This is a genomic window from Marinobacter sp. P4B1, assembly GCF_001447135.1.
In the GTDB taxonomy this organism is placed as follows: Bacteria; Pseudomonadota; Gammaproteobacteria; order Pseudomonadales; family Oleiphilaceae; genus Marinobacter; species Marinobacter vinifirmus.
In genome coordinates this window covers 1016487-1040547 of record NZ_LLXM01000015.1, presented here as the reverse complement: position 1 = coordinate 1040547, position 24061 = coordinate 1016487, and the positions used below count along the sequence as shown (strand labels likewise).

Below are 24061 nucleotides of genomic sequence, written 5' to 3'. Positions count from 1 at the left end.
TCCTTTTGATTTCAGTCGGTTACCCGGTTGGTATCAGAACGCCGGGACTACCGCACCTTCATACTTCTCCATGATGAAGTCTTTTACCGCATCGGACTTCAGGGCGTTGGCCAGCTTCTGCATGGCTTCGCTGTCCTTGTTGTCCGGACGGGCAACCAGGATATTCACATAAGGAGACTCGGCACCTTCAATCACCAGGGCATCTTCAGACGGGTTCAGGCCCGCTTCCAGCGCGTAGTTGGTGTTGATCAGGGCAACGTCGACCTGGTTCAGGATACGCGGCAGCGTGGCAGCTTCCAGTTCCTTGAAGTCCAGGTCTTTGGGGTTGTCGGCAATGTCACGCGGGGTGGCGGTGATCTTGCTCTCGTCTTCCAGGGTGATCAGACCGGCTTTCTGCAGCAGCAGCAGGGCACGGCCGCCGTTGGTGGGATCGTTGGGGATAGCCACAACCGCGCCGTCTTTCAGCTCGTCCAGGGACTTGATCTTGCTGGAGTAGGCGCCAAACGGCTCAACGTGGACACCGGTGACAGTCACCAGGTCTGTGCCACGGCCGCTGTTGAACTCGTCCAGGTACGGCTGGTGCTGGAAGAAGTTGGCGTCCATACGCTTCTGGTCGACCTGGATGTTCGGCTGTACGTAGTCGGTGAAGACTTTCACGTCCAGCTCAACGCCTTGTTCAGCCAGTGCCGGCTTCACAAATTCCAGCAGTTCCGCATGGGGAACGGGGGTAGCAGCTACCGACAGCTTTTCAGCGAAGGCGGCTGAGGAGAAGGTTGCTGCGGCAGCGATGGCTACCAGGGTTTTCTTGAAGTTCATTTTTGCGTTCTCCTGTGGAGCATCGTGTTTAACTTTGGTTTACGGCACGCTGCTGGGAGGCTCCTTCCGAAAAACGCCCGTGAATACGTCCCTGTAGGGCTTCGTCGCGCCGTCCATGGCGCTCCAGATTTTCGGAAGGAGCCTCCCAGCAGCCTGCCTATACCGGGCTTGGCATGGCTTTCCCGGCTCAATCACAGTCTTACTTTCTGCTGAAATATAACACCAGGCGGTCACCCGCCATCTGCAACAGCTGTACGAAGATTACCAGCAAGGCGACGGTAATCACCATCACGTCGGTCTGGAAGCGCTGGTAACCGAATCGGATGGCCAAGTCACCCAGGCCGCCGCCACCGATAACACCAGACATGGCTGCATAAGACACCAAGGTAATGGCCGTTACCGTAATGCCCGCGATAATGCCGGGAAGCGCTTCCGGCAGCAAGGCGCCGAAGATGATCTGCCTTACGTTTGCACCCATGGCCTGGGTGGCTTCGATGATGCCGCGGTCGACTTCCCGCAGAGAGGTTTCCACCAAGCGTGCGAAGAAGGGTGCGCCACCGGCCACCAGCGGCGGGATGGCCCCGGCTACGCCCAGGGAGGTGCCGATCAGCATGACGGTGAACGGGATCATCACGATCAGCAGGATGATAAAGGGTACCGAGCGCAGTACGTTGACTACAAACGACAGCACCGCGTAGGCCACCGGTTGTTCCAGCAGCTGGCGTTTGCCGAACAGGAACAGCAGTACGCCGACGGGCAGGCCGATCAGGACGCTGAACAGCAACGACATACCGACCATCACCAGGGTGTCCCAGCTGGCCCAGCCGATTTCGGCCCAGTCTACGTTGCCCATCAGGGTTTCCATTAAAGCTTCCATCAGCGCACCACCTCCACGTGAACGTCGGCGGCTTCCAGCGCCTGCATGGCAATGTCGAGATCACCGCCCACCAGTGACAGGGTCAGCTGGCCGTATGGGGTGTCTTTAATGTGGTCGATCCGACCGGACAGGATGCTGAAATCCACACCGGATTCCCGGGCCACGCTGCCCAGCAGCGGCTTGTAGGTGGATTCGCCTTTGAAGGTCAGTCGCAGGATGCGGCCGTTGGCTTTTTGCAGGTCTTCCTGCAGTTCGTCGCGGTCTACGTTCTCGCTTTCGAACACGAAATCCCGGGTGGTGGGGTGCTGCGGGTGCAGGAACACGTCGCTCACCGGGCCCATTTCCACAACACGGCCAGCGTCCATCACGGCTACCCGGTCGCACACCCGGCGCACCACGTCCATTTCGTGGGTGATGAGTACGATGGTCAGGCCCAGTTCCTTGTTGATGTCGCCGAGCAGTTTCAGTACCGACTGGGTGGTTTGCGGGTCCAGGGCGCTGGTGGCTTCGTCACACAGCAGGATAGTCGGGCGGCAGGCCAGGGCCCGGGCGATGCCCACGCGCTGTTTCTGGCCGCCGGACAACTGGGACGGGTATTTGTTGGCATGTTCGCTCAGGCTGACCCGGGCCAGCAGTTCTTCCACCCGTTCCCGGATCTCGGTTTTCGAGTAGATACCCGCCAGCTTCATGGGGAAGGCGATGTTATCGGCCACGGTTTTGGACGACAACAGGTTGAAGTGCTGGAAGATCATGCCCACTTTGCGGCGGAAAGCCCTGAGCTCGGCGGCGCTGTAGCGGGTGATGTCTTCGTTATCGATCAGGATGCGGCCGCCGGTCGCTGGCTCGAGCATATTGATCAGGCGGACAAGGGTCGACTTGCCCGCACCGGAATGGCCGACGATGCCGAATACTTCGCCGGTTTCTATGGTCATACTGGTGGCATGCAGCGCGGGGATCGCCCGGCCGGCCACCTGATACGACTTCTGTACCTGGTCAAATACAATCACGGTCAGTGCCCTGGTTCAGTGCCTTGAGGGTGCAGGATAAAACCGGCGATTATAGCCTATTCGCTGATCAAACCCGAATCACTGCCGTGTGTACTTGCCCTTATCCGTCAATGCAGGGCGCGCATCTGCCGGGGGTAGAGCGCGGCACTCACTTCCGGCTCTTCCAGCAGGTTTGCCAGCTCCTGGTCGATATCGGTTTGCTCGCCTTCTTCCGGCAGCGGCTCGAACAGGGTACTGAGCCAGGCCGCCACGGAGGGCGCGTTATCCCGTTCGTAGTCGGTGGACAGCGCCTTGATCCGGCGGAAGCCGATGATGCGCTGGTGCCGCGGGTCGCGGATTTGTTCGAAGCCACGCCAGTAAATCCTGTCGCGGGTGTGCAGCTGCACAAACAGGGTGTCGATAGGGCCTTTGTCGTCGTCTGCATTCCCGTCATCGGCTTCTGAAGCCTGCACGTCGGACTTTTCAGACTCTTCGGGTTCTTCGCTTTCAGCCGGCTTGCGGCGGATGGTGGTCCAGGCCGGGTAAAGCACAGCCACCGCGTCGGCTTCTACATGCTCACGGGCGGCACGCAGAATCAGGCCCCAGCGGGCCTTGTCGGCATCGGTTTCCAGGGAGTTGATGGGCAGGTCGTAGCTCTCATCGCTGGAGAGAACAATTGCCATCATCGGGGCATCCAGCTCCCCCATGGCTTCGGCCTGTGCTACGGATACCAGATCGTCGATTGCCATCGATTGGTTCATAAGATGCTCGCCTCCTCGATGCCATCAGGGTGGTCAGGGAGCGGAGTCCCTACCCTACAGCATAGCCTGTTCCACATGGAAAGATAAACGTGGAGTTTGTTGGCCCGGATCACAACCCCTGACCAACAAATCCGCACAGTTTCTTCAGAATGCCGATTCCAGGCGCTCGTAGTTGGCAAACCAGGGGTTGGCTTCCTCCAGCTGGGCGGCCAGTTGCAGCAAGCCGCCTTCACCGCCGTGGGCCGCGCCGAACTGAACGCCCACCGGCAGCCCGTCGCGGGTCCAGTGCATGGGCACCGACATCGCCGGGGTTCCGGTCAGGTTGGCCAGCTGGGTGAAGGGGGTTCGGGCCAGGCTTTCCAGGGCCATCTGGTCTACCTGTCCTGAACGGTGTACCAGTTTGCCGGCTTTCAGACCCAGCATCAGCCGGGCGACCAGCTTCAGATGCGCCGGGGTATCCATCTGGCCAATCTGTGCCGGCAACTGACCGGTGGTGGGACAGAGGTACAGATCAAAGCGGTCGAAGAACGCCCCCAGGGCCCGGGCAAAGTCATTCCACTGCTGGCGCCTCCGAACGTAGTCCGGCAGCGGCATGGTGCGGCCGAGCATTCCCAGCAGGCGGGTTTCCAGTTCAAAGTCTTTATCCGTGGCACCGAAGCGTTCCCGGGCGCTGTCCATCAGGGCCGAGACTTCCCCGAAATACAGGGACAGGTAGCACCGGGCCAGGGCCATGCCGTCAAAGTCCGGACGGGCGTATTCCACCTCATGCCCGAGCCCCTCCAGCATTCTCGCGGTTTCTTCCACCGCCGCCACGCATTCCGGGGCCACGTCGGTGTCGTAGGGTGAGGAGGTGAACACACCGATTTTCAGCTTGCCGGGGGATTGCTGCATCTGTTCGAGAAACGACGATTCGGGCGCAGGAATGCGGAACGGGTCACCGCTGGCGGGGCCGGCCAGCACATCCAGCATGGCCGCGCTGTCTCGCACGGTGCGGGACACCACGTGATCGGTGGAGGCGCCGGTCCAGGCCTCACCCATATGCGGGCCCACTGAGATGCGGCCCCGGGACGGTTTCAGCCCGAACAAGCCATTGTAGGCGGCCGGAATACGAATGGAGCCGCCACCATCGTTGGCACCGGCCATGGGCACGATACCGGCTGCCACTGCGGCACCGGAACCACCGCTGGAGCCGCCGGGGGTGAGGTCGGGGTTCCAGGGGTTGCGGCTGGGGCCCCAAAGCTCGGATTCCGTCACCGCCTTCAGGCCGAATTCCGGCGTGGCCGTGCGCCCCAGAAACACCAGCCCGGCGTTGCGGGCACGGCGCACGAATTCCGAATCCCGGGTCGGTACATTGGTGCTCAGGGCCCGGCTGCCATAGCTGCAGGGATGGCCGGCCTGCTCCTGGGCCAGGTCTTTCAACAGTATCGGCACGCCGGCAAAGGGCCCGTCCTCAGGGAAACCCTGTCCCAGGGCTTCGGTGAACTGCGGATGACATATCGCGTTGAGTTTGCCATTCACCCGGTTGGCCCGGTCGATGGCCGCTTCAGCTACTTCCCGGGCACTGACGTCGCCCCGGCGAATCAGGTCAGCCAGTGCGGTGGCATCAAAGCTCAGATATTCAGACTGTTTCATCGGCAACCCTGCTTGTTGTTTTGTGGTGCAATCCGGCTGGACATTTCGGGTGTAATCCGGAAACTCCGGAGCTTACGACAATCGTTAGGTGAGTGCCATGGATCTGCTGTTCCCGGAAGCCCTGAGCACGGGCGTGGGATTATTCCTGCTGGCGGCCTCCGCCGTTACCTCCATGCTGACTGCCGTGCTGGGCGCCGGTGGTGGTGTATTGCTGCTGGTGCTGATGGCCACCTGGATTCCGCCAGCGGCGATTATTCCTGTCCACGGAATGATCCAGCTGGGCTCCAACACCGGCAGGGCAGTACTGACCTTTCGCCATATAGACTGGCGGGTGATTCTCGCCTTTGCGCCGGGTGTTGTGGCGGGGGCTGCGCTGGGTGCCTGGTTACTGGTCAACCTTCCCGCTCACCTCTGGCAGCTGACCATTGCCGGCTTCGTGCTGTATCTGTGCTGGGGCCCGAAACTGCCCAAGGCCTCTTTCGGGCCGGCCGGTATTTTCCTGGCCTCGGCCATCACCAGTTTTATCAGCCTGTTTGTGGGTGCCACCGGTCCTTTGGTAGCCGCATTCATCAAGCAGATTCACACCGACCGTTTCAAAACCGTATCCACCTTTGCCGCCGCCATGACCCTGCAGCATGCGCCCAAAGCCCTGGTGTTCGGCTTTGCCGGCTTTGTGTTCTCGGAATGGCTACTGTTCATTGTCGCCATGATTGCCTGCGGCTTTGCCGGCACCTGGCTGGGGCTGCGCCTGCTGAACACCATGACCAACCGCTGGTTCAGCCTGGCGTTCAACGTGGTGCTGACCCTGCTGGCACTGCGGCTGTTGTGGCAGGCGGCGCAATCAGCCGGCTGGTTCGGCTGACACACCTCCGCACTGTTTCGAAAAGCAGCCAGCCCGTTGCAACACATTCGCATTCCCACTTGTAATTCTAGTGATAATCGTTATTATTTAGTTCTGTTTTCATTCTTCCGAGTGTTGCTTCATGGACCCCATCAGTGCCGTAGCCGAGCCCCTTACCGAACTCAGCCCGCTAAACCAGCTGGTCGACATGGGCGGCCCGATCATGGTTGTGCTGATTGCCCTGGCGGTGATCGGTGCTGTTACCTTTGTTTACCTGATGCTGTACGGCAGCTTCTACGCCCCGCGATACACCCGCAAGCTGCGCACCCTGGTAGACCAGTGGCAATCTGCCCCGTCGGACACCCGCCCGGAACAGGTGCGCCAGCAAGCAGGCTTTTTCGGTCGTGGCAACCCGCTGATGCACCTGCTGGTGAATACCATGAGCGCCTGCCAGACCAACCCCAACACCCCGGCCGTGCGCGAGACCGCCGTGCGGGATGCCCAGGGTGCACTGGAGCCTTTTGAAGCACCGCTGAAAATCATCGAAGTGATTGCCGCCCTGGCTCCGCTGCTGGGCCTGCTGGGCACCGTCATGGGCATGATGGAAGCCTTCAGCGCCATGGCCGCCACCGAAGGCCGGGCCAACGCCAGCCAGCTCAGTGGCGGTATCTACGAAGCCCTGATGACCACCGCTGCAGGCCTGATTGTCGCCATTCCCTTTGCCGCCCTGGCCGCCTGGATTGAATTCCGCCTGCGCCGGATTCACAAGACCATCAACAGCGCACTGGTCAGCGTGTTCAATGTGGTGCCCTCTGGCGAGGTCGCCGGCGCGCCGCAGGCTGTCCCAGCGGATAAACCCTCAAAAGCTGCTGACACCCGTAATTATTCCGGTAACGACAGCCCGCGCTTCGCCCATGCAGCTGGTTGAACCCCGGCCCAACCGGCCACTACCGATCCGGATTACACCGCTGATTGATGTGGTGTTTATTTTGCTCGTGTTTTTCATGCTGACCACCCGGTTGCTGCCCGTGGACTACCTGGAGCTGGGCAATAACACTGAAAGCCGCAGCAGTGTGACCGGCGAGCCCCTGCCTGAACTGCAGGTAACCGCCAGCGGTCAGGTAATGTGGCAGGACAACCGCTACAGCCTCGGGGAATTGCTGGAAGCACTGAAGGCAGCCGGCATCCGGGAAGCCAACCTGGGCACCAGCGCCGATTCCCGCCTGGCAGATTTCACCCGCACCCTGAGCGCCCTGGACAACGCCGGCGTGGAAGCGCACTGGAATCGCCAAAGCACCAACGACCTATGACAGAACTGGTTCCTCCTCCATCAACCTCCGGCAAAGGCCTGCTGGACCGGGTTGAAGACGCCCTGCTGCCGCTGATCAACCTGGTGTTCCTGCTGCTGATCTTCTTTATCGTGGCCGGCCAGCTGACCAACGAGCCCCTGCCGGAGCTGCCCGGTGCAGCCCAACAGCAACAGGAACGTGCCCCCGAAGCCGACCTGATGGTCGCAGCCGATGGCCAGTGGAAAGTGCAGGGCAAGGTGCTGGGCGAAGAACAGCTGCTGGCCGCCCTGCCGCAACCCGATGACAGCAATCCCTTGAGAATTGCCGCAGACCAGTCGCTTACCATGTCCGACCTGGAAGCGCTGCTGTCCGTCCTGGAGCAGGGCGGCTACACCGAGGTTCTGCTGCTGACGGAGCCCGGGCAATGATGCCGCAACACAAGGGCCCCAAGTTGTTGTTTCTGGTGCTGGCTATAGCCGCTACCGGCTTCGGACTGACGCTGGCGGCACCGGACAAACCCATGCCACTTGCTACCCTGGGCGACAGCGCTGTGAACACCGCACCGGCTATCAAAATCAGCCTGGCTGGCCGGAAAACGCCTGCGCCGGTGGAAAAACCTGTTGCCCCCGCTGCCAAGCCAGAGCCTACACCGGAACCGAAACCCGAACCCAAGCCGGCCCCCAAGCCAAAGCCCAAACCCGATCCCAAGCCCGAACCGGCTCCGGAACCCGAACCTCAGCCAGAACCTGAACCCGAGCCAACACCGGAGCCTGCTGCGGAACCGGCACCCGCGCCGGCAGAGCCTGCCCCTGCGGCGGATGTTTCAGAAGCGACTGAGACATCCGGGGAAGAGGGCGATGCCTCGGAAAGCCAGGATGCGGTACCCCTGCAGACCGCCGGCAACTCCGCCGACGTGAACAGCTACCTGAGCAAACTCAGCCGCCACCTGGCCCGCTACTACGACTACCCGCGCCGGGCCCGCCGGCTGGGCCAACAGGGCACACCGGTGATCGTGTTCGAGTTCACCCGCGACGGCAAGCTTCTCGAGCACTCACTTCGGGACAGCTCAGGCCACCGCCTGCTGGACGATGCCGCCCTGCAAATGCTGGAACAAGCCGCGCCACTGCCTGCCGTGCCGCCGGAAATGCAGGGGCAAACCTTTGCCTACGCTCTGCCGGTTCGGTTCAGTTTGCGCTGAAAATGCACCAGCGCCTCGCAGGCTGCACTGCATCAGTGCTGCTGACCGCGCCAGGACTAGCCGGCTAACCATGCGCACACACTCGCCTTGCTATTGAAATCACTACTTTTTCTTTAGAACTTCCGAAGCTGGCACGAACCCTGCTGAGACTCCTTCAGCAGACCAGCACTCTGCCACACCGAAAATGAACGACTTCAGACGACGGCGTCTGCTCACCTTCGCTTCCAGAGCGAATCGTGAGCGGCGCCTTTTTTTTGGCGCCGGCAACCGCGTCAGAAAACCAGGAGGAATCTCTTATGTCTTACATTCTGCCTTCCGAGTTCGTCACCAAGATGGTCGACGCCGGAGAATCGAAAATCTATATGGCCACCCGGGATGTCCTGATCCGGGCCTTCATGGCCGGTGCCATCCTGGCCCTGGCCGCCGTCTTTGCCATCACCGTCACCGTCCAGACCGGCAGCCCCCTGGCCGGAGCCATGCTGTTCCCGGTCGGCTTCTGCATGCTCTACCTGATGGGCTTCGACCTGCTCACCGGCGTGTTCATGCTCACCCCACTGGCCCTTCTGGACCGGCGCCCGGGCGTGGATACCCGGGGTATTCTCCGTAACTGGGGCTGGGTGTTCCTGGGTAACTTCGGCGGTGCCCTCACCGTGGCCGCCATCATGGCCTTCGTCTTCACCTACGGCTTCAACACCGAGCCAGGCGTGGTAGGCGAAAAGATCGCCTCCATCGGCAAAGCCCGCACCCTGGGTTATGCCGAACATGGCGTAGCGGGCTGGTTCACCATCTTCCTGCGGGGCGTGCTGTGTAACTGGATGGTGTCGATGGGCGTGGTCGGTGCGATGATCTCCACCACGGTGCAGGGCAAGGTGCTGGCCATGTGGATGCCGATCATGCTGTTCTTCTACATGGGCTTCGAGCATTCCATTGTGAACATGTTCCTGTTCCCGTTTGCCCTGCTGATGGGCGGCGAGTTCGGCATCATGGATTACTTCGTCTGGAACGAAATTCCGACCGTACTGGGCAACCTGGTGGGCGGTTTGTCCTTCACCGGCCTGACCCTGTACGCCACCCATATACGCACTGCGCCCAAGCGCACGCTGGCAGCGGACTACCGCGCACCAGCCAGCACCCGCAGCGCCTGATCACGGCTGAAGCCCCCGGTGCCGCACACACCGGGGGCTTCACTGGTTCATATCCATGTCCAGCACCCAACAGCTCACGATAGAAGCCGGACAGTTCAGCAGCGCCGGCCGGAAACCGGTCAACCAGGATTTCCACGGCCTGTTGATACCAGACAATCATCAGCGCCACAGCAAAGGCATTGCGGCGGTGATCGCCGACGGCATCAGCTCCAGCAATGTCAGCCAGGAGGCCAGTGAAGCGGCGGTGGCAGGCTTCCTGAGCGACTACTACTCGACCCCCGAGAGCTGGTCGGTGAAACAGTCGGCCGAACGGGTAGTTCGGGCCACCAATGCCTGGCTGCACGCCCAGACCCGGCAAAGCCGTTATCGCTACGACCAGGACCGGGGCTACGTCTGCACCTTCAGTGCCCTGGTGCTGAAATCCGCAACGGCGCACCTGTTTCATGTAGGAGACGCCCGGATTTACCGGCTTCAGGGCAACACCCTGGAACAATTCACGACCGACCACCGGGTCTGGCTTTCGGCCGACGAAAGCTGCCTGAACCGGGCTCTGGGGCTGAGCCCGCAACTGGACATCGAATATCGCAGTGTCGCCCTGCACCGGAACGACGTATTTCTGATGATGACCGATGGTGTATACGAACAACTGTCTGCAGGGGATATCACCAGATGCCTTGCAGACTGCGGGGACAATCTGTATCACGCTGCCCGGGCATTGGCCAACCTGGCACTGGAGCGGGGAAGTGAGGATAACCTGACCGTTCAGGTACTGCGCGTACTCCAGTTACCCTCTCGGACACAGGACGTCAGCGCCCAGGAGGCCTATCGCGAACTGCCCTTCGCGCCCGAGCCCGCACCCGGACAGGTGCTGGACGGGTACCGGATCATCCGGGCCCTGCACATCAGTAGCCGAAGCCACGTTTACCTGGCCGTGGATGAAAGCTCCGGGAAGCAAGTCGCAATCAAGTTTCCCGCCATGGAGTTACGACAGTACCCGGACGAACTGGAGCGATTTGCCACCGAACGCTGGATTGCCCAGCGCGTGCAGAGCCCCCATGTGGTCGCCATCTTTGCCCCGGAGCGCCCGCAAAGTTGCCTGTACCTGGCCACTGACTATGTGGAAGGCTGTACCTTGCGGCAATGGATGCTTGACCACCCTCAGCCAGACCTGGAAACCGTGCGACAACTGGCCGAGCAGATTATCCGGGGACTCAGGGCCTTTCACCGGCTGGAAATGGTGCATCAGGACCTGAAACCGGAAAATGTCCTGATCACACCCGATGGCCAGGCCATGCTGGTCGATTTCGGAGCTACCCGGGTCGCCGGTCTTGAAGAAGCCGGCAAACCTGCCACCGACTATCCGGTTGGCGCAGCCCTCTACTCGGCCCCGGAACTGTTTCTCGGCGAGCCGGGCACCTGGCAGTCGGACCAGTACGCCCTTGGCGTGATTGTCTATCAGCTGTTGACCGGGCACCTGCCCTACCACACCGATGTACCCCGAATCCGCACTCGCAAACAACTGCGGGCCCTGACATACCGGCCAGCCAGGGCCTGGCGCGAAGACCTGCCACCGTGGCTGGACGCCACCCTGGCCCGGGCCACCCACCCGGAACCCCATCGTCGCTACCCGGCGTTATCGGAACTGCTCTATGAACTCCGACACCCCGGGCAGGACTGGCGCGCCCGACACCATCCTCCTCTCATGGAACGGCAGCCGGTACGTTTCTGGCAAGGCGTCTCAGCCCTGCTTCTGCTGGCGCTATTAACTTCCCTGGCCGGAGGCTCCTGGATCTGAGCTCCGGGCCATTTCTTGCCCGGCCAGCAAAAGCTCGCCCGTACGCCAGGCAACGCGTTGCCCGAAGGCACTCAGGAAACGCCAGAAAAACACATAACCATATGTTTTATATAATAATTAAAAAACTGGCACGGGGATTGTTATCAGTTATGCCGTCCAGGGAACAACCTTGGGACACTCACTCACACATTGTCATGGAGCAGACTATGCCAACTCCTTGTTATATCAGCATCGAAGGTAAAACTCAGGGCAACATCACCGCCGGCGCATTCACTTCCGATTCCGTAGGCAACATCTACGTTGAAGGCCACGAAGACGAAGTGCTGGTTCAGGAATTCAGCCACGTTGTCACCGTTCCGACTGATCCACAGTCCGGCCAGCCTTCCGGCCAGCGCGTTCACAAGCCGTTCAAGTTCACTTCCGCCCTGAACAAATCCACCCCGCTGATGTACAACGCCCTGGCTTCCGGCGAAATGCTGCCGAAAGTAGAGCTCAAGTGGTACCGAACTTCCGTAGAAGGCAAGCAGGAGCACTTCTTCTCCACCATCCTGGAAGATGCCACCATCATCGACATCGACTGCAACATGCCCCACTGCCAGGACGCCGCCAACGCTGACTTCACCCAGCTGGTAACCGTTTCCCTGTCCTACCGCAAGGTAACCTGGGAGCATGCCGTTGCCGGTACCTCCGGTGCAGACGACTGGCGCTCGCCAATCGAAGCCTGATTTTTCAGGTTCGATCCTCGGAAAACGGCTGGCCTTCGGGCCGGCCGTTTTTGTTTCCGGGCTTCATTGTCAGGAACAAACCATTGTGTAAACATACACAATAAGGATCTTATCTTGTGAAAAGTGCTGACCTGATTAAACGACTCAAAGCCGAAGGCTGGGTCAAAGTCGGTGGCAAGGGAGATCACGAAAAGTACAAACATCCGGACAAACCGGGTCATGTTGTGGTTCCGCACCCCCGAAAAGATATTCCCATCGGCACCCTGAGAAGCATTTATCGTCAGGCCGGCTGGGACTGGAGGTAAACGTGCTTTATCCCGTATACGTACACAAGGGCGACGACGAGCACGCCCACGGCGCAGAAATTCCGGACTTCCCCGGCTGTTTTTCCGCTGCCGACCAATGGCAGGAGTTGCCGGGAAAAATCCAGGAGGCCATTGAGCTTTGCTGCGAAGACGAAGACATGGAGCTTCCCTCGCCGTCCTCCCTGGACGACCTGATGAATAACCGTGACTATCAGGGTGGTCTCTGGATGATGGTGGATATAGACGTTAACCGCTTGAAAACCCGATCTGTCCGCCTTAACGTCAGCCTTCCGGAAGGCCTGTTGCGTCGCATTGACGAGGAGGCCCGGAGCAGACATATGAGCCGGTCAGCCTTTTTGGCAATGACGGCTCGCAAAGAACTGGAAGCCCGTTAACTCGTGACATCTTCACTCCCCGAATTTACAAAGACACTCGGCACTCTCATGTGCCAGGCCACCCGGGACATTCTATGGGCGCCGGCTGCAAGCTGGGTTCGAAAACAGAACCCGTGTGCAGGACTGGTGCTGCGCGTAGGCTCCGGGCAAGCCACTTACCACCGTTATGATCCCCGCAAGAAGCAACACTTGATCACCTACGGGGCCAGGATGATTGCCGCCAAGCATCAACCGGAAACCGCCCAGGGCTGGTTATCCACCCGGGAAATCCGGAGCCGGGTCTATTTCGACGGTGAAGTGAGTGTGCTGAACCTGCTGGCGCACACCTGCTGCCATGAGTTTGCCCATTTGCTGCAGCACAGCGCCGGGCAGCGGCATTACGGCTCGGTGCATAACCGGCATTTTTATGAAACGCTGGATGAGCTGCATAACAGCGGTGCCGCAAACGCCACCCGGCAGTATCTGAGTGAACAGGCCACATTGGCCGGTATCGAACTTTCGGGCGCAGCCTTTGAACTGCCGAGCCCGAAGCAGGCCCGGCAGCAGTGGCAGGTCGGGGATGCCGTGCGTTTTGGTGACGGGCGCAGCGAGAAGAAAGGTGAGGTCATCCGGGTTAACCGCAAAACCTGCACCGTTCTGGTCAGCCAGCAATCCCGCCTGTTTCGCTATCGCGTGCCTCTGCAGCTGTTGAGCCCGGCGGCTTGATTGCCAATCACTGCGGACATGGACATCAACGCCCGGGCTACCTCTGGCAAGCGTTTACCCTGATCCATCGCCAGTTTCCTCAGTAACCGGTGGGCTTCGTCGTTGCTGATGTTGCGGTGTTCCATCAACAGCAACACAGCTTTTTCCTGGATACGGCGGTCTTCCAGCGCATCCTTTGCACTTTGGAGCTCTTCGGACATCTGGCGCAGTCGGCGGGTTTGCGCCTGAACCAGGTCAAAGATCGACCGGCCTGCCTGTTGCCCAACGCCATCGCCGGCCCAGGCATCCACCGTGCGTGCGTCCACGCCATTATCACAGACCACCAACACCGGAGTTGCCGGGGAGCTTCGTTGTTCCAGTGAGGCCAGCAAGGTTTCCTGGTGAGCCAGTGTTCGACGGGCTTCGGTGTAGCGTTCCACGCAGCGATGATGAAAGGCGCTTTCGATCGAGTCTTCAATTTTCTTGAGATCGTCCATACGCTCAGTCATCAGATGGAACCAGTGGTCCGCCAATCCTTCATCCAGCGTTTTAAAGCGCCCGACAGACACTGCCTTCTGCCGCATCCGTTCAATCTCCAGCTCCCGAGGGTGGGCGCGAAGGGCTTGCCAGAGCCCCAGACTCTCTTCGTGGGCGAAGTTTACAAACACGTCAAAACACCGTTCCTGCGCCTCAACCAGGTGCATCATGCGCCGTGACAGTGCACTGTCGAACTGGCCGCTGGAGAACCCGGCCGAGCCCGCGGCCCGTTCCTGGCCACTGTATTCCTTGCCATTCATGACATGCACCAGAGCCACCAGCAGGCCGGCGATAGAGGGTTCAGCCACCGTTTCAGCGGCCTCGAATACCACTGTGATCAACTTATGGATGGTGGCGCAGTACCAGTCCGTGGCCTCTTCCACGCTGGCAGACTGCTCTGACACCCGGCGCCGCATTTCTGGAAGTTGATCGAGACAGTGCAGGGCACCGGCAATGTGTCCAAGCAACGGACTGCTGACCGGGTGGTCGGTCAGGTCATGCTGGATGTCCGCCAGCGCCTCCCGGAAGATTGAGGCCAGCTGTTCGTTCTGTTTCAGCACCAAGTCCCGCTCCCTGGCGAAGCGCTGACACCCGGAACCCAGAAACAGGTTGGTAGCACCCCGCTCCCGTTGCAGCCCGTGCACCAGGTTGCCCACGCTTTGCACCAGCCGGCCCATCTGCAGAAAGTACTCCAGGTTGCGGACCTCGCACTGTCGGGAGGCGATCAGGAAATCCGCGGCAGTCGCCGCGGCGGTCACGTGGGGATGGCGTTGGGTATTCATGGTGCAGCTCCTTGTATCAGCACACAGCTAATTTCTGTCTGACAGGGATGCAGCAATTAACAGGCCAGAACCACCAGCCTCATCATCGTGCAACTTGCCCCATCCCGGGGCACCTTTTCGCCTGTTACGGAGTCGGCCAAACGGCCAGAACCGCTAACCCTCTGAATTTAATGGCTTTGAAAAGTTGGCATGGAGATCGCTTTGACCTAACCAAGGACGACTGTCCCGGCCAAGGAATCAGGCCGGACCATCAGATCATTGTTGTTGGCATTGGCGCCGGACCATCTGTTCTCCTCGGAGGACATGATGCTCCGGCTTTTTTTGTTTGGAGAGGCAGCCCATGAGTAAACAAACCCTGATTGTGATCGGCAACGGCATGGTTGGTCATCACTTCCTGGAGCAATTCACCCAGTCGCCGGCTGCCGGGAGTTTTAACATTCTGGTGTTCGGGGAAGAGAAGCAACTGGCCTACGACCGGGTACATCTGTCGGAGTACTTCAGCGGCTCCAGCCATGCGGATCTCGCGATGGCCACGGCAGACTGGTATGCGGAGCAGGACATTGATCTGCACCTGCATGAGCCGGTTACCGCCATCGACCGGGACGCCCGGGTGATAACCACCGCCAAGGGCGTCTATCCCTATGACGAACTGGTACTGGCCACCGGCTCCTATCCGTTTGTACCGCCGATTGAAGGCAACGACCGGGACGGATGCTTTGTGTACCGCACCCTGGACGACCTGGACGCCATTCAGGCCAGCGCCCAATCGGCAAAAACCGGCGTGGTGGTGGGCGGCGGCCTGCTGGGGCTGGAAGCGGCGAATGCCCTGAAAAGCCTCGGCCTGCGGGCCCATGTGGTGGAATTCGCCCCGCGCCTGATGCCGGTGCAGCTGGACGATCAGGGCGGCGCCCTGTTGCGTCAGAAGATCGAGGACCTCGGCGTACAGGTGCACACCGAGAAAGCCACCACCGCCATCGTGCCGGGAAGCGGTGCGCGGCTACGGATGAATTTCTCGGATGAGAGCCATCTGGAGACCGACCTGATTGTGTTCTCCGCCGGCATCCGCCCCCAGGATACCCTGGCCCGGGCCTGCGGTCTGGAGGTGGGCGAGCGCGGTGGCATTGTGGTCAACAATCAATGCACCACTTCCGACCCGAATATTCATGCCATCGGCGAATGCGCACTCTGGAATAACCGCATTTTTGGCCTGGTGGCGCCGGGTTACACCATGGCCCGCACGCTATCAGCCGAGCTGAACAACGACGCCAGCGCCGCCTTTACCGGCGCCGACATGAGCACCAAGCTCAAGTTGCTGGGGGTGGATGTGGGCTCCATTGGCGATGCCCACGCCCAGACCCCGGGTGCACGCAATATCCGTTTTCACGATGAGCAGGCCGGCCACTACCGGCGCATGGTGGTGAGCCAGGACGGCAAGACTCTGCTGGGCGCCATTCTGGTGGGCGACAACGGCCCCTACGACACCCTGCTGCAATACGCCCTCAACGGCATCGAGCTACCGGCGAACCCGGAAGCGCTGATTCTGCCGGAAAGCGAAGGCGGCGCCCCGGCCCTGGGGGCCGATGCCCTGCCGGATACCGCGTCCATCTGTTCCTGCCACAACGTCACCAAGGGCGATATCTGTGGCGCCATTGACGCCGGCTGCACTGATCTGGGCGGAGTGAAGGCCGAAACCAGGGCCAGCACCGGCTGTGGTGGCTGTGCCGCTTTGCTCAAAAAGGTGGTGGACAGCGAGCTGGAAAAGCGTGGCGTAGAGGTGTGCACCGACCTTTGCGAACACTTCCCCTACACCCGCCAGGAGTTGTTCCACCTGGTGAAAGTGAACGGCATCCGCACCTTCCGGGGCCTGCTCAAACAATACGGCAAAGGCCAGGGCTGTGACATCTGCAAGCCGACCGTGGGTTCGATTCTGGCCACCTGCTGGAACGAACACATCCTGGCCACCGACCACGTGCCGCTGCAGGACACCAACGATACCTTCATGGCCAACATGCAGAAGAACGGCACTTACTCCATCGTGCCACGCATTCCGGGCGGCGAGATTACCCCTGAAAAGCTGATTGTGCTGGGCGAAGTGGCCAGGGAGTACGATTTGTACACCAAGATCACCGGCGGGCAGAGGGTGGATCTGTTCGGCGCCACCCTGAGCGAACTACCGGAGATCTGGGAAAAGCTGATTGCCGCCGGCTTCGAAACCGGCCACGCCTACGGTAAATCCCTGCGCACGGTGAAGTCCTGCGTCGGCAGCACCTGGTGCCGCTACGGCGTGCAGGACAGTGTTGGCATGGCGATCACCCTGGAGAATCGCTACAAGGGCCTGCGGGCGCCTCACAAGGTGAAGATGGCGGTGTCTGGCTGTACCCGGGAGTGTGCCGAGGCCCAGAGCAAGGACTTCGGGGTGATTGCCACGGAGAAGGGCTGGAATCTGTATGTGTGTGGTAATGGCGGCATGCGGCCACGGCATGCGGATCTGTTTGCCACGGATCTGTCGGATGAGGAACTGATTCGCACGATTGATCGGGTGGTGATGTTCTATGTGCGCACGGCGGACCGGCTGCAGCGGACGTCGGTGTGGATGGAAAACCTGGAGGGGGGTCTGGCGTATCTGAAGCAGGTGGTGCTGGAGGACAGTCTGGGTATTGGTGAGGAGCTGGAGCAGCATATGGCGGATCTGGTGGATACCTATCAGTGCGAGTGGAAAACCGCCGTTGAGGATCCTCAGAAGCGCAAGCGGTTCCGGGAGTTTGTGAATGCGCCGTTGCAGAAGGATCCGGTGCAGCGTTGGACTTCGGAGCGGGGGCAGCGTCGGCCTGTTTTGGAGGTGGCTTCTTCGTAGCCTTCTGGCTTGGGGGCTGAGCACGGGGGCCGGGGTAATTTTCTTCTGGAAAAAATAACTCGCTTTGCTCAGACATCTTTTTTCCTGCCAGAAAATTACCCCGACCCCCGCGCTCACAGACATAAGTGGGATAGGCAAGTTAAAGACATTGGGATTCAGGAGAACGTTTTATGAAAGCTCGGACTTGTTGGGAAGCGGTCTGCACGGTGGACGATCTGGTGGCTGACTCCGGCATTGCCGTCTGGACGGAGGACGGGCCGGTGGCGGTGTTTTATCTGCCGCATCGGTTGCCGGCGTTGTTTGCCATCAGCCATACCGATCCGTTCAGTGGTTCGAACGTTTTGGCCCGGGGGATTACCGGGGATTTGAACGGGGAGCCGGTGGTGGCTTCGCCGTTGTACAAGCAGCATTTCAGTTTGCGGACCGGGCGGTGCCTGGAGGATGCGGGTGTGCAGGTGAAGACGTATCCGGTGCTGTTGGATGGCAACCGGATACGGCTGGAGGTGCCGGTTGAGCAGGCGGCTGCGGTGGCCGCCTGAGTTCGGTAGGCGTCAGCGGATGAATTCGACGACTTCGTCCAGCGGCGCCCGGCGGCTGGTGATCTGGTTGAACGGGCTGTCGGGGTTGGCGTAGCCGATGGCCATGCCGGTGAAGACTTTGCGGCCTTCGGGCAGGCCCAGGAATTCGCTGATGGTTTTCGGGTACACCGACCAGGATTCCTGGGCGCAGCTGTCCAAGCCTTCTTCGCGGAGTAGCAACATGATGGTTTGCAGGATCATGCCAAGATCCGACCACTGGGGCGGGCCCATGTTGTCGTCGACGGTGCAGAACAGGCCCACGGGGGCACCGAAGAATTCGAAGTTGCGTTTGAACCATTCAAAGCGAACGCCGGGATTTTACGGCCAGTTCAACGTCCATCTTTTCATTCTCCCATGGCAGGTCGCTGAACGAGCGCAACCCAAGGTTAATCAAGTCAATCCAGTAGCCGCCAACTTACGGTAGTATCACCCCAGACATCAACAACAAGGGATGCACCGTGAAGCCCCTCAACCCCACCGACCAATTGTTCCTCTGGCTGGAAAAGCGCCAACAACCCATGCACGTGGGCGGGCTTCAGCTGTTTTCCTTTCCCGAAAACGCCCCGGACGATTACGTTGCCCGGCTGGCGGAGCAGTTGCGGCAGCAGCATCAGGTAACCGCGCCGTTCAACCGCCGGCTGAGCTACCGGCTGGGCCAGCCGGTGTGGGTGGAAGACGATCAGCTGGACCTGGAGCACCACTTCCGCTTTGAAGCCCTGCCAACGCCGGGACGTATCCGGGAGCTGCTGTCGTTTGTGTCGGCCGAGCACTCGCACCTGATGGACCGGGAGCGACCGATGTGGGAAGTGCACCTGATTGAAGGGCTGAAAGACCGGCAGTTTGCCCTGTACACCAAGGTGCATCACTCGCTGATTGACGGGGTTTCTGCGATGCGCCTGGCCACCCGGATGCTGAGCGAGAACCCGCACGAAACCGGCATGCCGCCGATCTGGGATATGACACCAAGGGCGCGTTCCGGTGCCGACGAGGGCAGCCTGTCACTCTGGCGCAGCGTTGCCCACCTGCTGGGCAGCTCCGGCAAGCAGCTGGGTACCATTCCCACGGTAGCGAAGGAGCTGTTGAAAACCATCAACCAGGCCCGCAAAGACCCGACCTACCACTCCATCTTCCACGCCCCGCGCAGCGTTCTGAACCAGAAAATTACCGGTTCCCGCCGCTTCGCCGCCCAGTCTTACTGCCTGAAACGCATCAAGGCGGTGTGTGAAGCCTACGGCACCACCGTGAACGACGTGGTCACCGCCATGTGTGCCTCAGCCCTGCGCACCTACTTGATGAACCAGGATGCCCTGCCGGCGAAACCGCTGATCGCTTTCGTGCCGGTTTCCCTGCGCCGGGACGACAGTTCCGAGGGCAACCAGGTCGGCGTAATCCTGGCCAACCTGCACACCGATGAAAACAATGCCGGCCAGCGCCTGATGAAAATCCATCAGAGCATGCAGGAAGCCAAGGACCGCTACCGGCACATGTCGTCTGAAGAAATCGTCAACTACACCGCCCTGACCCTGGCCCCGGCGGCCTTCCACCTGCTCACCGGCATGGCGCCTAACTGGCAGACCTTCAACGTGGTGATCTCCAACGTACCCGGCCCTTCAGAGCCCCGCTACTGGAACGGCGCCAGGCTCGAAGGCATGTACCCGGTCTCCATCGCCATGGACCGCCTGGCCCTGAACATGACCCTGACCAGCTACAACGGCCAGGTAGAATTCGGCCTCATCGGCTGCCGCCGGACATTGCCCAGCATGCAGCGAATGCTCGACCACCTGGAAGAAGGCCTGGCCGAGCTGGAAACCGCCGCCGGCCTGTAATCAGCCGAAACGGACTTCGTGGTTACGCTCGGAAACCTGGGTATTCAGGGTCCAGAAGTCGTACAGCACGCCGATAAAGAACAAGCCGCCGGTCAGCAGGTAGATCAGCCCGGTAATCCACTTGCCCATGTACATACGATGGATGCCGAACACCCCCAGGAAGGTGAGCAGAATCCAGCTGATGTTGTAGCTGACCTCGCCTTCCTGAAAACGCCGGTCGGCCTGCCGGTCCATACTCGGGATCAGAAACAGGTCGATGATCCAGCCGATAAAGAACAGCCCTAGCGTGAAGAACCAGATGGTGCCGGTGATCGGTTTACCATAATAAAACCGGTGCGAGCCCAGGAATCCGAAGATCCAGAGTAGGTAGCCTATGACTTTGCTGTGGGTGTCTGGTTGTCCGTTCATCCTGGTTCCTTTTTTTGAGTTTGGGTTCGGCTTGGGCCCTAGCCTGTTGGTTTTGGGGGCGGGACTGGGGAGGTTGGATTATTTTTCCCTTGGAAAAAACAACTCGCTTCGCTCAGACATATTTTTTCTGGCGGGAAAAATAATCCAACCTCCCCGTCCGTCACAATATCGGGGCATAGGCGGGGAAGACAACTGCAAAAGATGGAAAAGAAAACTGAATCAAAAACCTGAAAACGACCAGAAACAAACCGGTACGCCATCAAAAAGGTCAACAGGGCGTGGGGTGGTCAGAGAATTTTTTCTGCGAAAAAGATGTCTGAGCGAAGCGAGTTGTTTTTCGCAGAAAAAATTCTCTGGCCACCCTGCGACCAAGCTCCCAACCCAGAGGCGCAACAAATCAGGGCCCCACGTCCGGAGCCGGATCCACCCCACCTTCCCGAAATTCAGATGCAGACTTGCCGGTCCACTTGCGAAACGCCCGGCTGAAGTTCGACAGGTCGGCATAGCCCAGTTCATAGGCGATCTCGCTGACGGACTGGGTGGTGTAGCGTAACAGCTGGATGGCCCGGTCTTTCAGGACGGCTTCTACGATTTCCCGGTAACTGGTGTCCCGGTCCGCCAGGCGGCGCTTTAGGGTTCGGGATGAGACGTGGAATCGCTCAGCCATGGTTTCCAGGGACGGTAGCGGCCCCGGGGTCATTCTAAGCATGTTGCGGATGGCCAGTACGATGTCGCCTTGTTCTTTCAGGGCCTTTTGCAGCTCGAACTCGCATTGGTCCCGGGCCATTTGGGAGGCTTCGGCGTCGGCCAGGCGCATTCGTACATCCAGCATCTGGCGCGGGAAGATCAGCATTTCTTCCGGCTGGCCGTAGTCGAACCGCACCGGCAGCTGGCTGGCAAAAGCGGTGTAATAAGCGGGTTCCGGGGCGGTGAGGCGTACCGAGACGCCGGGTAGCTTGCCATCGGACAGGGCAAAGCCTCTGGCCTCGGCGTCGCTGCGGTCCAGTAGCTGCTCGGTCAGCAGAATCAGGGTGGCGCTGACGGTTTCGGCCAGGAAGTTGTACAGCCCGGGCACATCAAACTCGGTGCACAGCTGCACCAGTACCTGATCGCCAGCGAGGGACTGTTTCATGCTCAGGAACGGCGCCCGCAGTTGCAGGTAGCGGCGCACGGAGTCCAGGGCACCTTCAAAGGTGGGGCTGGTGAGGGCGGCGAAGCCGAGGGTGCCGTGGATGGTTACCCGCAGCTCCCGCGCCAGCTGGAAGCTCAGGCCATCCTTTCCGGCCAGTTCCAGTGCCCGCTGGGCCATGAGGATGGCGTCGGTGACAAACACGCGGCTGTCGTTGGCTTTGAGGTCTTCAGCGGTGAAGGCCAGCCCCTGATACAGGGAGCGGTCGTTATGGCCCAGCTTGCGTACGGTTTCTGCCAGTACCCGCAGGTAAACGCCCGGCACCAGAAACAGCCCTAGCATCTGCTTCTCGGTGTCCGCTCCCGTTGCTGCCATAGTCTGTTCCTGAATTGATAAATGTCTGGTTAGTGACTGTACCAGAACCCCATCAAAGCAACAGTGGGGCTGCGGGCCGCATGTTTGCCGTCATACCGGTCAATGCGGGGCTCCGGTGGCCCATTGTGAACGATGGCCGGCCCGTTTGCGCATTCAGCTTGTTGGTTGACTGGCCCACACTGGAGCCATGACATCAGCCAAAGCGTTCAAACGCACAGGAGTAACAACATGCTGACCACCGCACACGCCAACGGCCAGGCCAAGGCCTCACATACCCCGGACAATGTCGCCATCAAGCCCCAGCGTATGGGCTTCGAGTTCGATGAGAAGGTGCCCCGCTACTGGCTGGACAATAACTATCTGATCAGCCACACCATGAACGCACTGTCTGTGCTGTTTCCGGAAGGCGAGCAGTTTTTTGTGGATTCTGTGCGGGCGTTCCGCGATCAGATCAACGATCCGAAGCTGAAGGCGGAGGTTCGGGGCTTTATTGGCCAGGAGGCCATGCATTCCCTGGAGCATATTGCCATGAACCAGCATGTTCGCGATCAGGGCATGCCGGTGGAGGAGATGGAGAAGGATCTGAAGGTGATTCTGGACCTGGCCCGCAATCTGCCCAAGCGCCACCAGCTGGCGGTGACCTGTGCCCTGGAGCATATCACGGCGATGATGGCGGATATGCTGCTGGAGCGGGACGATGTGCGTGAGGATATGCACGAAACCATGCGCCCACTGTGGGTATGGCATGCCATTGAGGAAACCGAGCACAAGGCGGTGGCCTATGATGTGTTCCAGCAGGTGGGCGGCACCTATGCCGAGCGGGCTTTCTACCAGTTGTTCGCGACGGCTGCACTGGGCGTAGTGGCGACCTGGTTTACCGGGCGGATGGTGATGAAGGATCGCAAGCACTTTTCGGTGAAGGGTGCGGCGAAGGGGATGTGGCGCATGTGGGGTAAGGATGGCGCTTTCTCTAGCCTGATTCCGGCCTGGGCGGAGTATTTCAAGCCGGATTTCCATCCCTGGGATAAAGACAATAGCGAGCTGATCGGGCGGTTTAAGGCGCAGATTCAGCAGCATATTGCGCCGCAGTATAAGAGTGGGAATCGGCGGACCTTGCAGTAAGGTTTCTGGCTGGAGTTACGCTGGCGAGCGGGTTGGAGGGGCTTTCCTTTCGGAAAAAACAACTCGCTTCGCTCAGACATCTTTTTTCCTGCAGGAAAGCCCCTCCAACCCACTCTCCTGCTTGACCTGACTGACGACGAACTGTCTCCGACTGAACTTGAACTGTTGTGTGTTCTCCGGGCCAGTTATCCTACTTGGGCCTGCTTTGTCAGGCCCGACATCACCACTTCTCCCTTCTTCCACAGCCTCCATTCGCCGGGCTGGTAGACATCCCATTTTTCATCGGTGGTCAGGGGTTCTGTGACGATCACGCTGACGATGTCGTTGGGGGTGGTTTCAGATTCGAAGTCGACGGTGACGTCGGCGTCTTTTAGCCGGGCCGGGCCAAACGGGGCTCGGCGGGTGATGCTGGCCATTTTGGTGGTGCAGTAGGTGAACAGCCAGTCGCCGTTGCTGAGCAGCAGGTTGAAGACGCCTTCGCTGGCGTAGGCCTGGGACAGGCTCACGAGTCTGGTGACGACGTCTTCGAGCGGGGTGTCGCGGCTGCAGTCGCTGCGCAGGTGGTTGAGGATGTCGCAGAACAGGGCTTCGCTGTCGGTGTCGCCGACCGGCTCGTAGAAGCCGGGTTCGGGGCGGAAGCCGGTGAGTTGGCCGTTGTGGGCGAAGACCCAGTATCTGCCCCAGAGTTCGCGGATAAACGGGTGGGTGTTGGCCAGGCAGATTTCGCCGACGTTGGCCTGGCGGATGTGGCAGATGGCCACTTCGCTTTTGATGGGGTGGGTCTGAACCACTTCGGCGATGCGGGAGTTGGCGCTGGCGTCGGCGTCGTGGAAGCTGCGCACGCCCTTGCCTTCGTAGAAGGCCACGCCCCAGCCGTCTTTGTGGGGGCCGGTGTCGCCGCCGCGGCGGGTCAGGCCGGTGAAGCTGAAGCACAGGTCGGTGGGGGTGTTGGCGCTCATGGCCAGCAGTTCGCACATGGCAAAGCGATCCTTGGCTGATGG

24 protein-coding genes and 1 pseudogene are annotated in these 24061 nt (G+C 60.3%); 15 read left to right on the top strand and 10 right to left on the bottom strand.

Annotated elements, in window-relative coordinates; genetic code table 11:
* Positions 1 to 33: 33 nt before the first annotated feature.
* The 5 genes from AQ621_RS16315 to AQ621_RS16295 all read right to left on the bottom strand — a co-directional run bounded on the left by AQ621_RS16315 (position 34) and on the right by AQ621_RS16295 (position 5072).
* Positions 34 to 816: a MetQ/NlpA family ABC transporter substrate-binding protein gene (locus AQ621_RS16315; RefSeq protein WP_058342283.1), complete on the bottom strand. Its 783-nt coding sequence runs from the start codon at positions 814 to 816 to the stop codon at positions 34 to 36.
* Between the two features lie 199 nt (positions 817 to 1015).
* Complete coding sequence (locus AQ621_RS16310; protein WP_036220240.1) at positions 1016 to 1693, bottom strand: methionine ABC transporter permease; 678 nt, start codon at positions 1691 to 1693, stop codon at positions 1016 to 1018.
* On the bottom strand, positions 1693 to 2700 hold the full coding sequence (locus AQ621_RS16305; protein WP_022990539.1) for a methionine ABC transporter ATP-binding protein: 1008 nt from the start codon (positions 2698 to 2700) through the stop codon (positions 1693 to 1695). Before AQ621_RS16305 ends, AQ621_RS16310 begins: the two co-directional genes overlap by 1 nt.
* Positions 2701 to 2807: 107 nt before the next feature.
* Positions 2808 to 3440 (bottom strand): hypothetical protein, encoded by a 633-nt coding sequence (locus AQ621_RS16300; RefSeq protein WP_022990538.1) that lies wholly within the window; start codon positions 3438 to 3440, stop codon positions 2808 to 2810.
* A 144-nt stretch (positions 3441 to 3584) separates the two neighbouring features.
* A complete protein-coding gene (locus AQ621_RS16295; protein WP_058342282.1) occupies positions 3585 to 5072 on the bottom strand; it encodes an amidase in 1488 nt (495 codons plus the stop codon).
* Positions 5073 to 5169: 97 nt separating this feature from the next.
* On the opposite strand from AQ621_RS16295, the gene AQ621_RS16290 reads away from it, so the two are divergent.
* The 11 genes from AQ621_RS16290 to AQ621_RS16240 all read left to right on the top strand — a co-directional run bounded on the left by AQ621_RS16290 (position 5170) and on the right by AQ621_RS16240 (position 13470).
* Positions 5170 to 5934 (top strand): sulfite exporter TauE/SafE family protein, encoded by a 765-nt coding sequence (locus AQ621_RS16290; RefSeq protein WP_022990536.1) that lies wholly within the window; start codon positions 5170 to 5172, stop codon positions 5932 to 5934.
* 121 nt (positions 5935 to 6055) lie between these two features.
* Positions 6056 to 6841 (top strand): MotA/TolQ/ExbB proton channel family protein, encoded by a 786-nt coding sequence (locus AQ621_RS17925; RefSeq protein ID WP_058342281.1) that lies wholly within the window; start codon positions 6056 to 6058, stop codon positions 6839 to 6841.
* Positions 6828 to 7223, top strand: coding sequence for an ExbD/TolR family protein (locus tag AQ621_RS16280; RefSeq protein ID WP_058342280.1), 396 nt, complete (start codon positions 6828 to 6830; stop codon positions 7221 to 7223). Before AQ621_RS17925 ends, AQ621_RS16280 begins: the two co-directional genes overlap by 14 nt.
* The gene (locus AQ621_RS16275) at positions 7220 to 7630 is read left to right on the top strand and encodes an ExbD/TolR family protein (RefSeq protein WP_058342279.1); all 411 of its coding nucleotides are present in this window, start codon (positions 7220 to 7222) and stop codon (positions 7628 to 7630) included. Before AQ621_RS16280 ends, AQ621_RS16275 begins: the two co-directional genes overlap by 4 nt.
* Positions 7627 to 8400: an energy transducer TonB gene (locus tag AQ621_RS16270; protein WP_058342278.1), complete on the top strand. Its 774-nt coding sequence runs from the start codon at positions 7627 to 7629 to the stop codon at positions 8398 to 8400. The genes AQ621_RS16275 and AQ621_RS16270 overlap by 4 nt, the downstream gene beginning before the upstream one ends.
* A gap of 296 nt (positions 8401 to 8696) precedes the next feature.
* Positions 8697 to 9545 (top strand): formate/nitrite transporter family protein, encoded by an 849-nt coding sequence (locus AQ621_RS16265; protein WP_058342277.1) that lies wholly within the window; start codon positions 8697 to 8699, stop codon positions 9543 to 9545.
* Positions 9546 to 9600: 55 nt separating this feature from the next.
* Positions 9601 to 11340 carry a bifunctional protein-serine/threonine kinase/phosphatase gene (locus tag AQ621_RS16260; RefSeq protein ID WP_058342276.1) on the top strand — a complete coding sequence of 580 codons (1740 nt, stop codon included), beginning with the start codon at positions 9601 to 9603 and terminating at the stop codon, positions 11338 to 11340.
* Positions 11341 to 11546: 206 nt separating this feature from the next.
* Entirely contained in the window at positions 11547 to 12065 is a 519-nt protein-coding gene (locus AQ621_RS16255) for an Hcp family type VI secretion system effector (protein WP_058342275.1), read from the top strand.
* A gap of 116 nt (positions 12066 to 12181) precedes the next feature.
* A complete protein-coding gene (locus tag AQ621_RS16250) occupies positions 12182 to 12370 on the top strand; it encodes a type II toxin-antitoxin system HicA family toxin (RefSeq protein WP_058342274.1) in 189 nt (62 codons plus the stop codon).
* A 2-nt stretch (positions 12371 to 12372) separates the two neighbouring features.
* Positions 12373 to 12765 carry a type II toxin-antitoxin system HicB family antitoxin gene (locus AQ621_RS16245; RefSeq protein WP_058342273.1) on the top strand — a complete coding sequence of 131 codons (393 nt, stop codon included), beginning with the start codon at positions 12373 to 12375 and terminating at the stop codon, positions 12763 to 12765.
* Between the two features lie 48 nt (positions 12766 to 12813).
* The gene (locus tag AQ621_RS16240; protein WP_058342272.1) at positions 12814 to 13470 is read left to right on the top strand and encodes a hypothetical protein; all 657 of its coding nucleotides are present in this window, start codon (positions 12814 to 12816) and stop codon (positions 13468 to 13470) included.
* Here the strand turns inward: AQ621_RS16240 and AQ621_RS16235 are convergent.
* Positions 13431 to 14768, bottom strand: a complete 1338-nt coding sequence (locus AQ621_RS16235) for a nitrate regulatory protein (RefSeq protein WP_058342271.1) — start codon at positions 14766 to 14768, stop codon at positions 13431 to 13433. The genes AQ621_RS16240 and AQ621_RS16235 overlap by 40 nt on opposite strands.
* Before the next feature lie 340 nt (positions 14769 to 15108).
* On the opposite strand from AQ621_RS16235, the gene nirB reads away from it, so the two are divergent.
* On the top strand, positions 15109 to 17622 hold the full coding sequence (gene nirB / locus AQ621_RS16230) for a nitrite reductase large subunit NirB (RefSeq protein WP_058342270.1): 2514 nt from the start codon (positions 15109 to 15111) through the stop codon (positions 17620 to 17622).
* A 170-nt stretch (positions 17623 to 17792) separates the two neighbouring features.
* Positions 17793 to 18161, top strand: coding sequence for a nitrite reductase small subunit NirD (gene nirD / locus AQ621_RS16225; protein ID WP_058342269.1), 369 nt, complete (start codon positions 17793 to 17795; stop codon positions 18159 to 18161).
* A 12-nt stretch (positions 18162 to 18173) separates the two neighbouring features.
* Here nirD and AQ621_RS16220 read toward each other — a convergent pair.
* A pseudogene (locus AQ621_RS16220) lies at positions 18174 to 18485 on the bottom strand (nitroreductase); the annotation flags it as partial.
* Positions 18486 to 18658: 173 nt separating this feature from the next.
* Between AQ621_RS16220 and AQ621_RS16215 the strand changes: the two are divergent.
* Complete coding sequence (locus AQ621_RS16215) at positions 18659 to 20026, top strand: WS/DGAT/MGAT family O-acyltransferase (protein ID WP_058342268.1); 1368 nt, start codon at positions 18659 to 18661, stop codon at positions 20024 to 20026.
* Here AQ621_RS16215 and AQ621_RS16210 read toward each other — a convergent pair whose 3' ends face one another.
* Together AQ621_RS16210 and AQ621_RS16205 are read right to left on the bottom strand one after the other, a co-directional pair.
* The gene (locus AQ621_RS16210; RefSeq protein ID WP_058342267.1) at positions 20027 to 20434 is read right to left on the bottom strand and encodes an NINE protein; all 408 of its coding nucleotides are present in this window, start codon (positions 20432 to 20434) and stop codon (positions 20027 to 20029) included.
* Positions 20435 to 20831: 397 nt separating this feature from the next.
* Positions 20832 to 21938: an AraC family transcriptional regulator gene (locus tag AQ621_RS16205; protein WP_058342266.1), complete on the bottom strand. Its 1107-nt coding sequence runs from the start codon at positions 21936 to 21938 to the stop codon at positions 20832 to 20834.
* 228 nt (positions 21939 to 22166) lie between these two features.
* Between AQ621_RS16205 and AQ621_RS16200 the strand changes: the two genes are divergently transcribed.
* On the top strand, positions 22167 to 23060 hold the full coding sequence (locus AQ621_RS16200) for a metal-dependent hydrolase (protein WP_058342265.1): 894 nt from the start codon (positions 22167 to 22169) through the stop codon (positions 23058 to 23060).
* Positions 23061 to 23245: 185 nt separating this feature from the next.
* Here AQ621_RS16200 and AQ621_RS16195 read toward each other — a convergent pair whose 3' ends face one another.
* On the bottom strand, positions 23246 to 24037 hold the full coding sequence (locus AQ621_RS16195) for a class II glutamine amidotransferase (protein WP_058342264.1): 792 nt from the start codon (positions 24035 to 24037) through the stop codon (positions 23246 to 23248).
* Between the last annotated feature and the right edge of the window lie 24 nt (positions 24038 to 24061).

Coding starts and splice junctions, on each gene's coding strand:
- AQ621_RS16300 (WP_022990538.1), bottom strand. CDS start 3,440: ATGAACCAATCGATGGCAATCGACGATCTGGTATCCGTAGCACAGGCC.
- AQ621_RS16310 (WP_036220240.1), bottom strand. CDS start 1,693: ATGGAAGCTTTAATGGAAACCCTGATGGGCAACGTAGACTGGGCCGAA.
- AQ621_RS16240 (WP_058342272.1), top strand. CDS start 12,814: ATGTGCCAGGCCACCCGGGACATTCTATGGGCGCCGGCTGCAAGCTGG.
- AQ621_RS16290 (WP_022990536.1), top strand. CDS start 5,170: ATGGATCTGCTGTTCCCGGAAGCCCTGAGCACGGGCGTGGGATTATTC.
- AQ621_RS16195 (WP_058342264.1), bottom strand. CDS start 24,037: ATGTGCGAACTGCTGGCCATGAGCGCCAACACCCCCACCGACCTGTGC.
- AQ621_RS16205 (WP_058342266.1), bottom strand. CDS start 21,938: ATGGCAGCAACGGGAGCGGACACCGAGAAGCAGATGCTAGGGCTGTTT.
- AQ621_RS16210 (WP_058342267.1), bottom strand. CDS start 20,434: ATGAACGGACAACCAGACACCCACAGCAAAGTCATAGGCTACCTACTC.
- AQ621_RS16280 (WP_058342280.1), top strand. CDS start 6,828: ATGCAGCTGGTTGAACCCCGGCCCAACCGGCCACTACCGATCCGGATT.
- AQ621_RS16200 (WP_058342265.1), top strand. CDS start 22,167: ATGCTGACCACCGCACACGCCAACGGCCAGGCCAAGGCCTCACATACC.
- AQ621_RS16265 (WP_058342277.1), top strand. CDS start 8,697: ATGTCTTACATTCTGCCTTCCGAGTTCGTCACCAAGATGGTCGACGCC.
- AQ621_RS17925 (WP_058342281.1), top strand. CDS start 6,056: ATGGACCCCATCAGTGCCGTAGCCGAGCCCCTTACCGAACTCAGCCCG.
- AQ621_RS16315 (WP_058342283.1), bottom strand. CDS start 816: ATGAACTTCAAGAAAACCCTGGTAGCCATCGCTGCCGCAGCAACCTTC.
- AQ621_RS16270 (WP_058342278.1), top strand. CDS start 7,627: ATGATGCCGCAACACAAGGGCCCCAAGTTGTTGTTTCTGGTGCTGGCT.
- AQ621_RS16260 (WP_058342276.1), top strand. CDS start 9,601: ATGTCCAGCACCCAACAGCTCACGATAGAAGCCGGACAGTTCAGCAGC.
- AQ621_RS16255 (WP_058342275.1), top strand. CDS start 11,547: ATGCCAACTCCTTGTTATATCAGCATCGAAGGTAAAACTCAGGGCAAC.
- AQ621_RS16275 (WP_058342279.1), top strand. CDS start 7,220: ATGACAGAACTGGTTCCTCCTCCATCAACCTCCGGCAAAGGCCTGCTG.
- AQ621_RS16295 (WP_058342282.1), bottom strand. CDS start 5,072: ATGAAACAGTCTGAATATCTGAGCTTTGATGCCACCGCACTGGCTGAC.
- nirD (WP_058342269.1), top strand. CDS start 17,793: ATGAAAGCTCGGACTTGTTGGGAAGCGGTCTGCACGGTGGACGATCTG.
- AQ621_RS16235 (WP_058342271.1), bottom strand. CDS start 14,768: ATGAATACCCAACGCCATCCCCACGTGACCGCCGCGGCGACTGCCGCG.
- nirB (WP_058342270.1), top strand. CDS start 15,109: ATGAGTAAACAAACCCTGATTGTGATCGGCAACGGCATGGTTGGTCAT.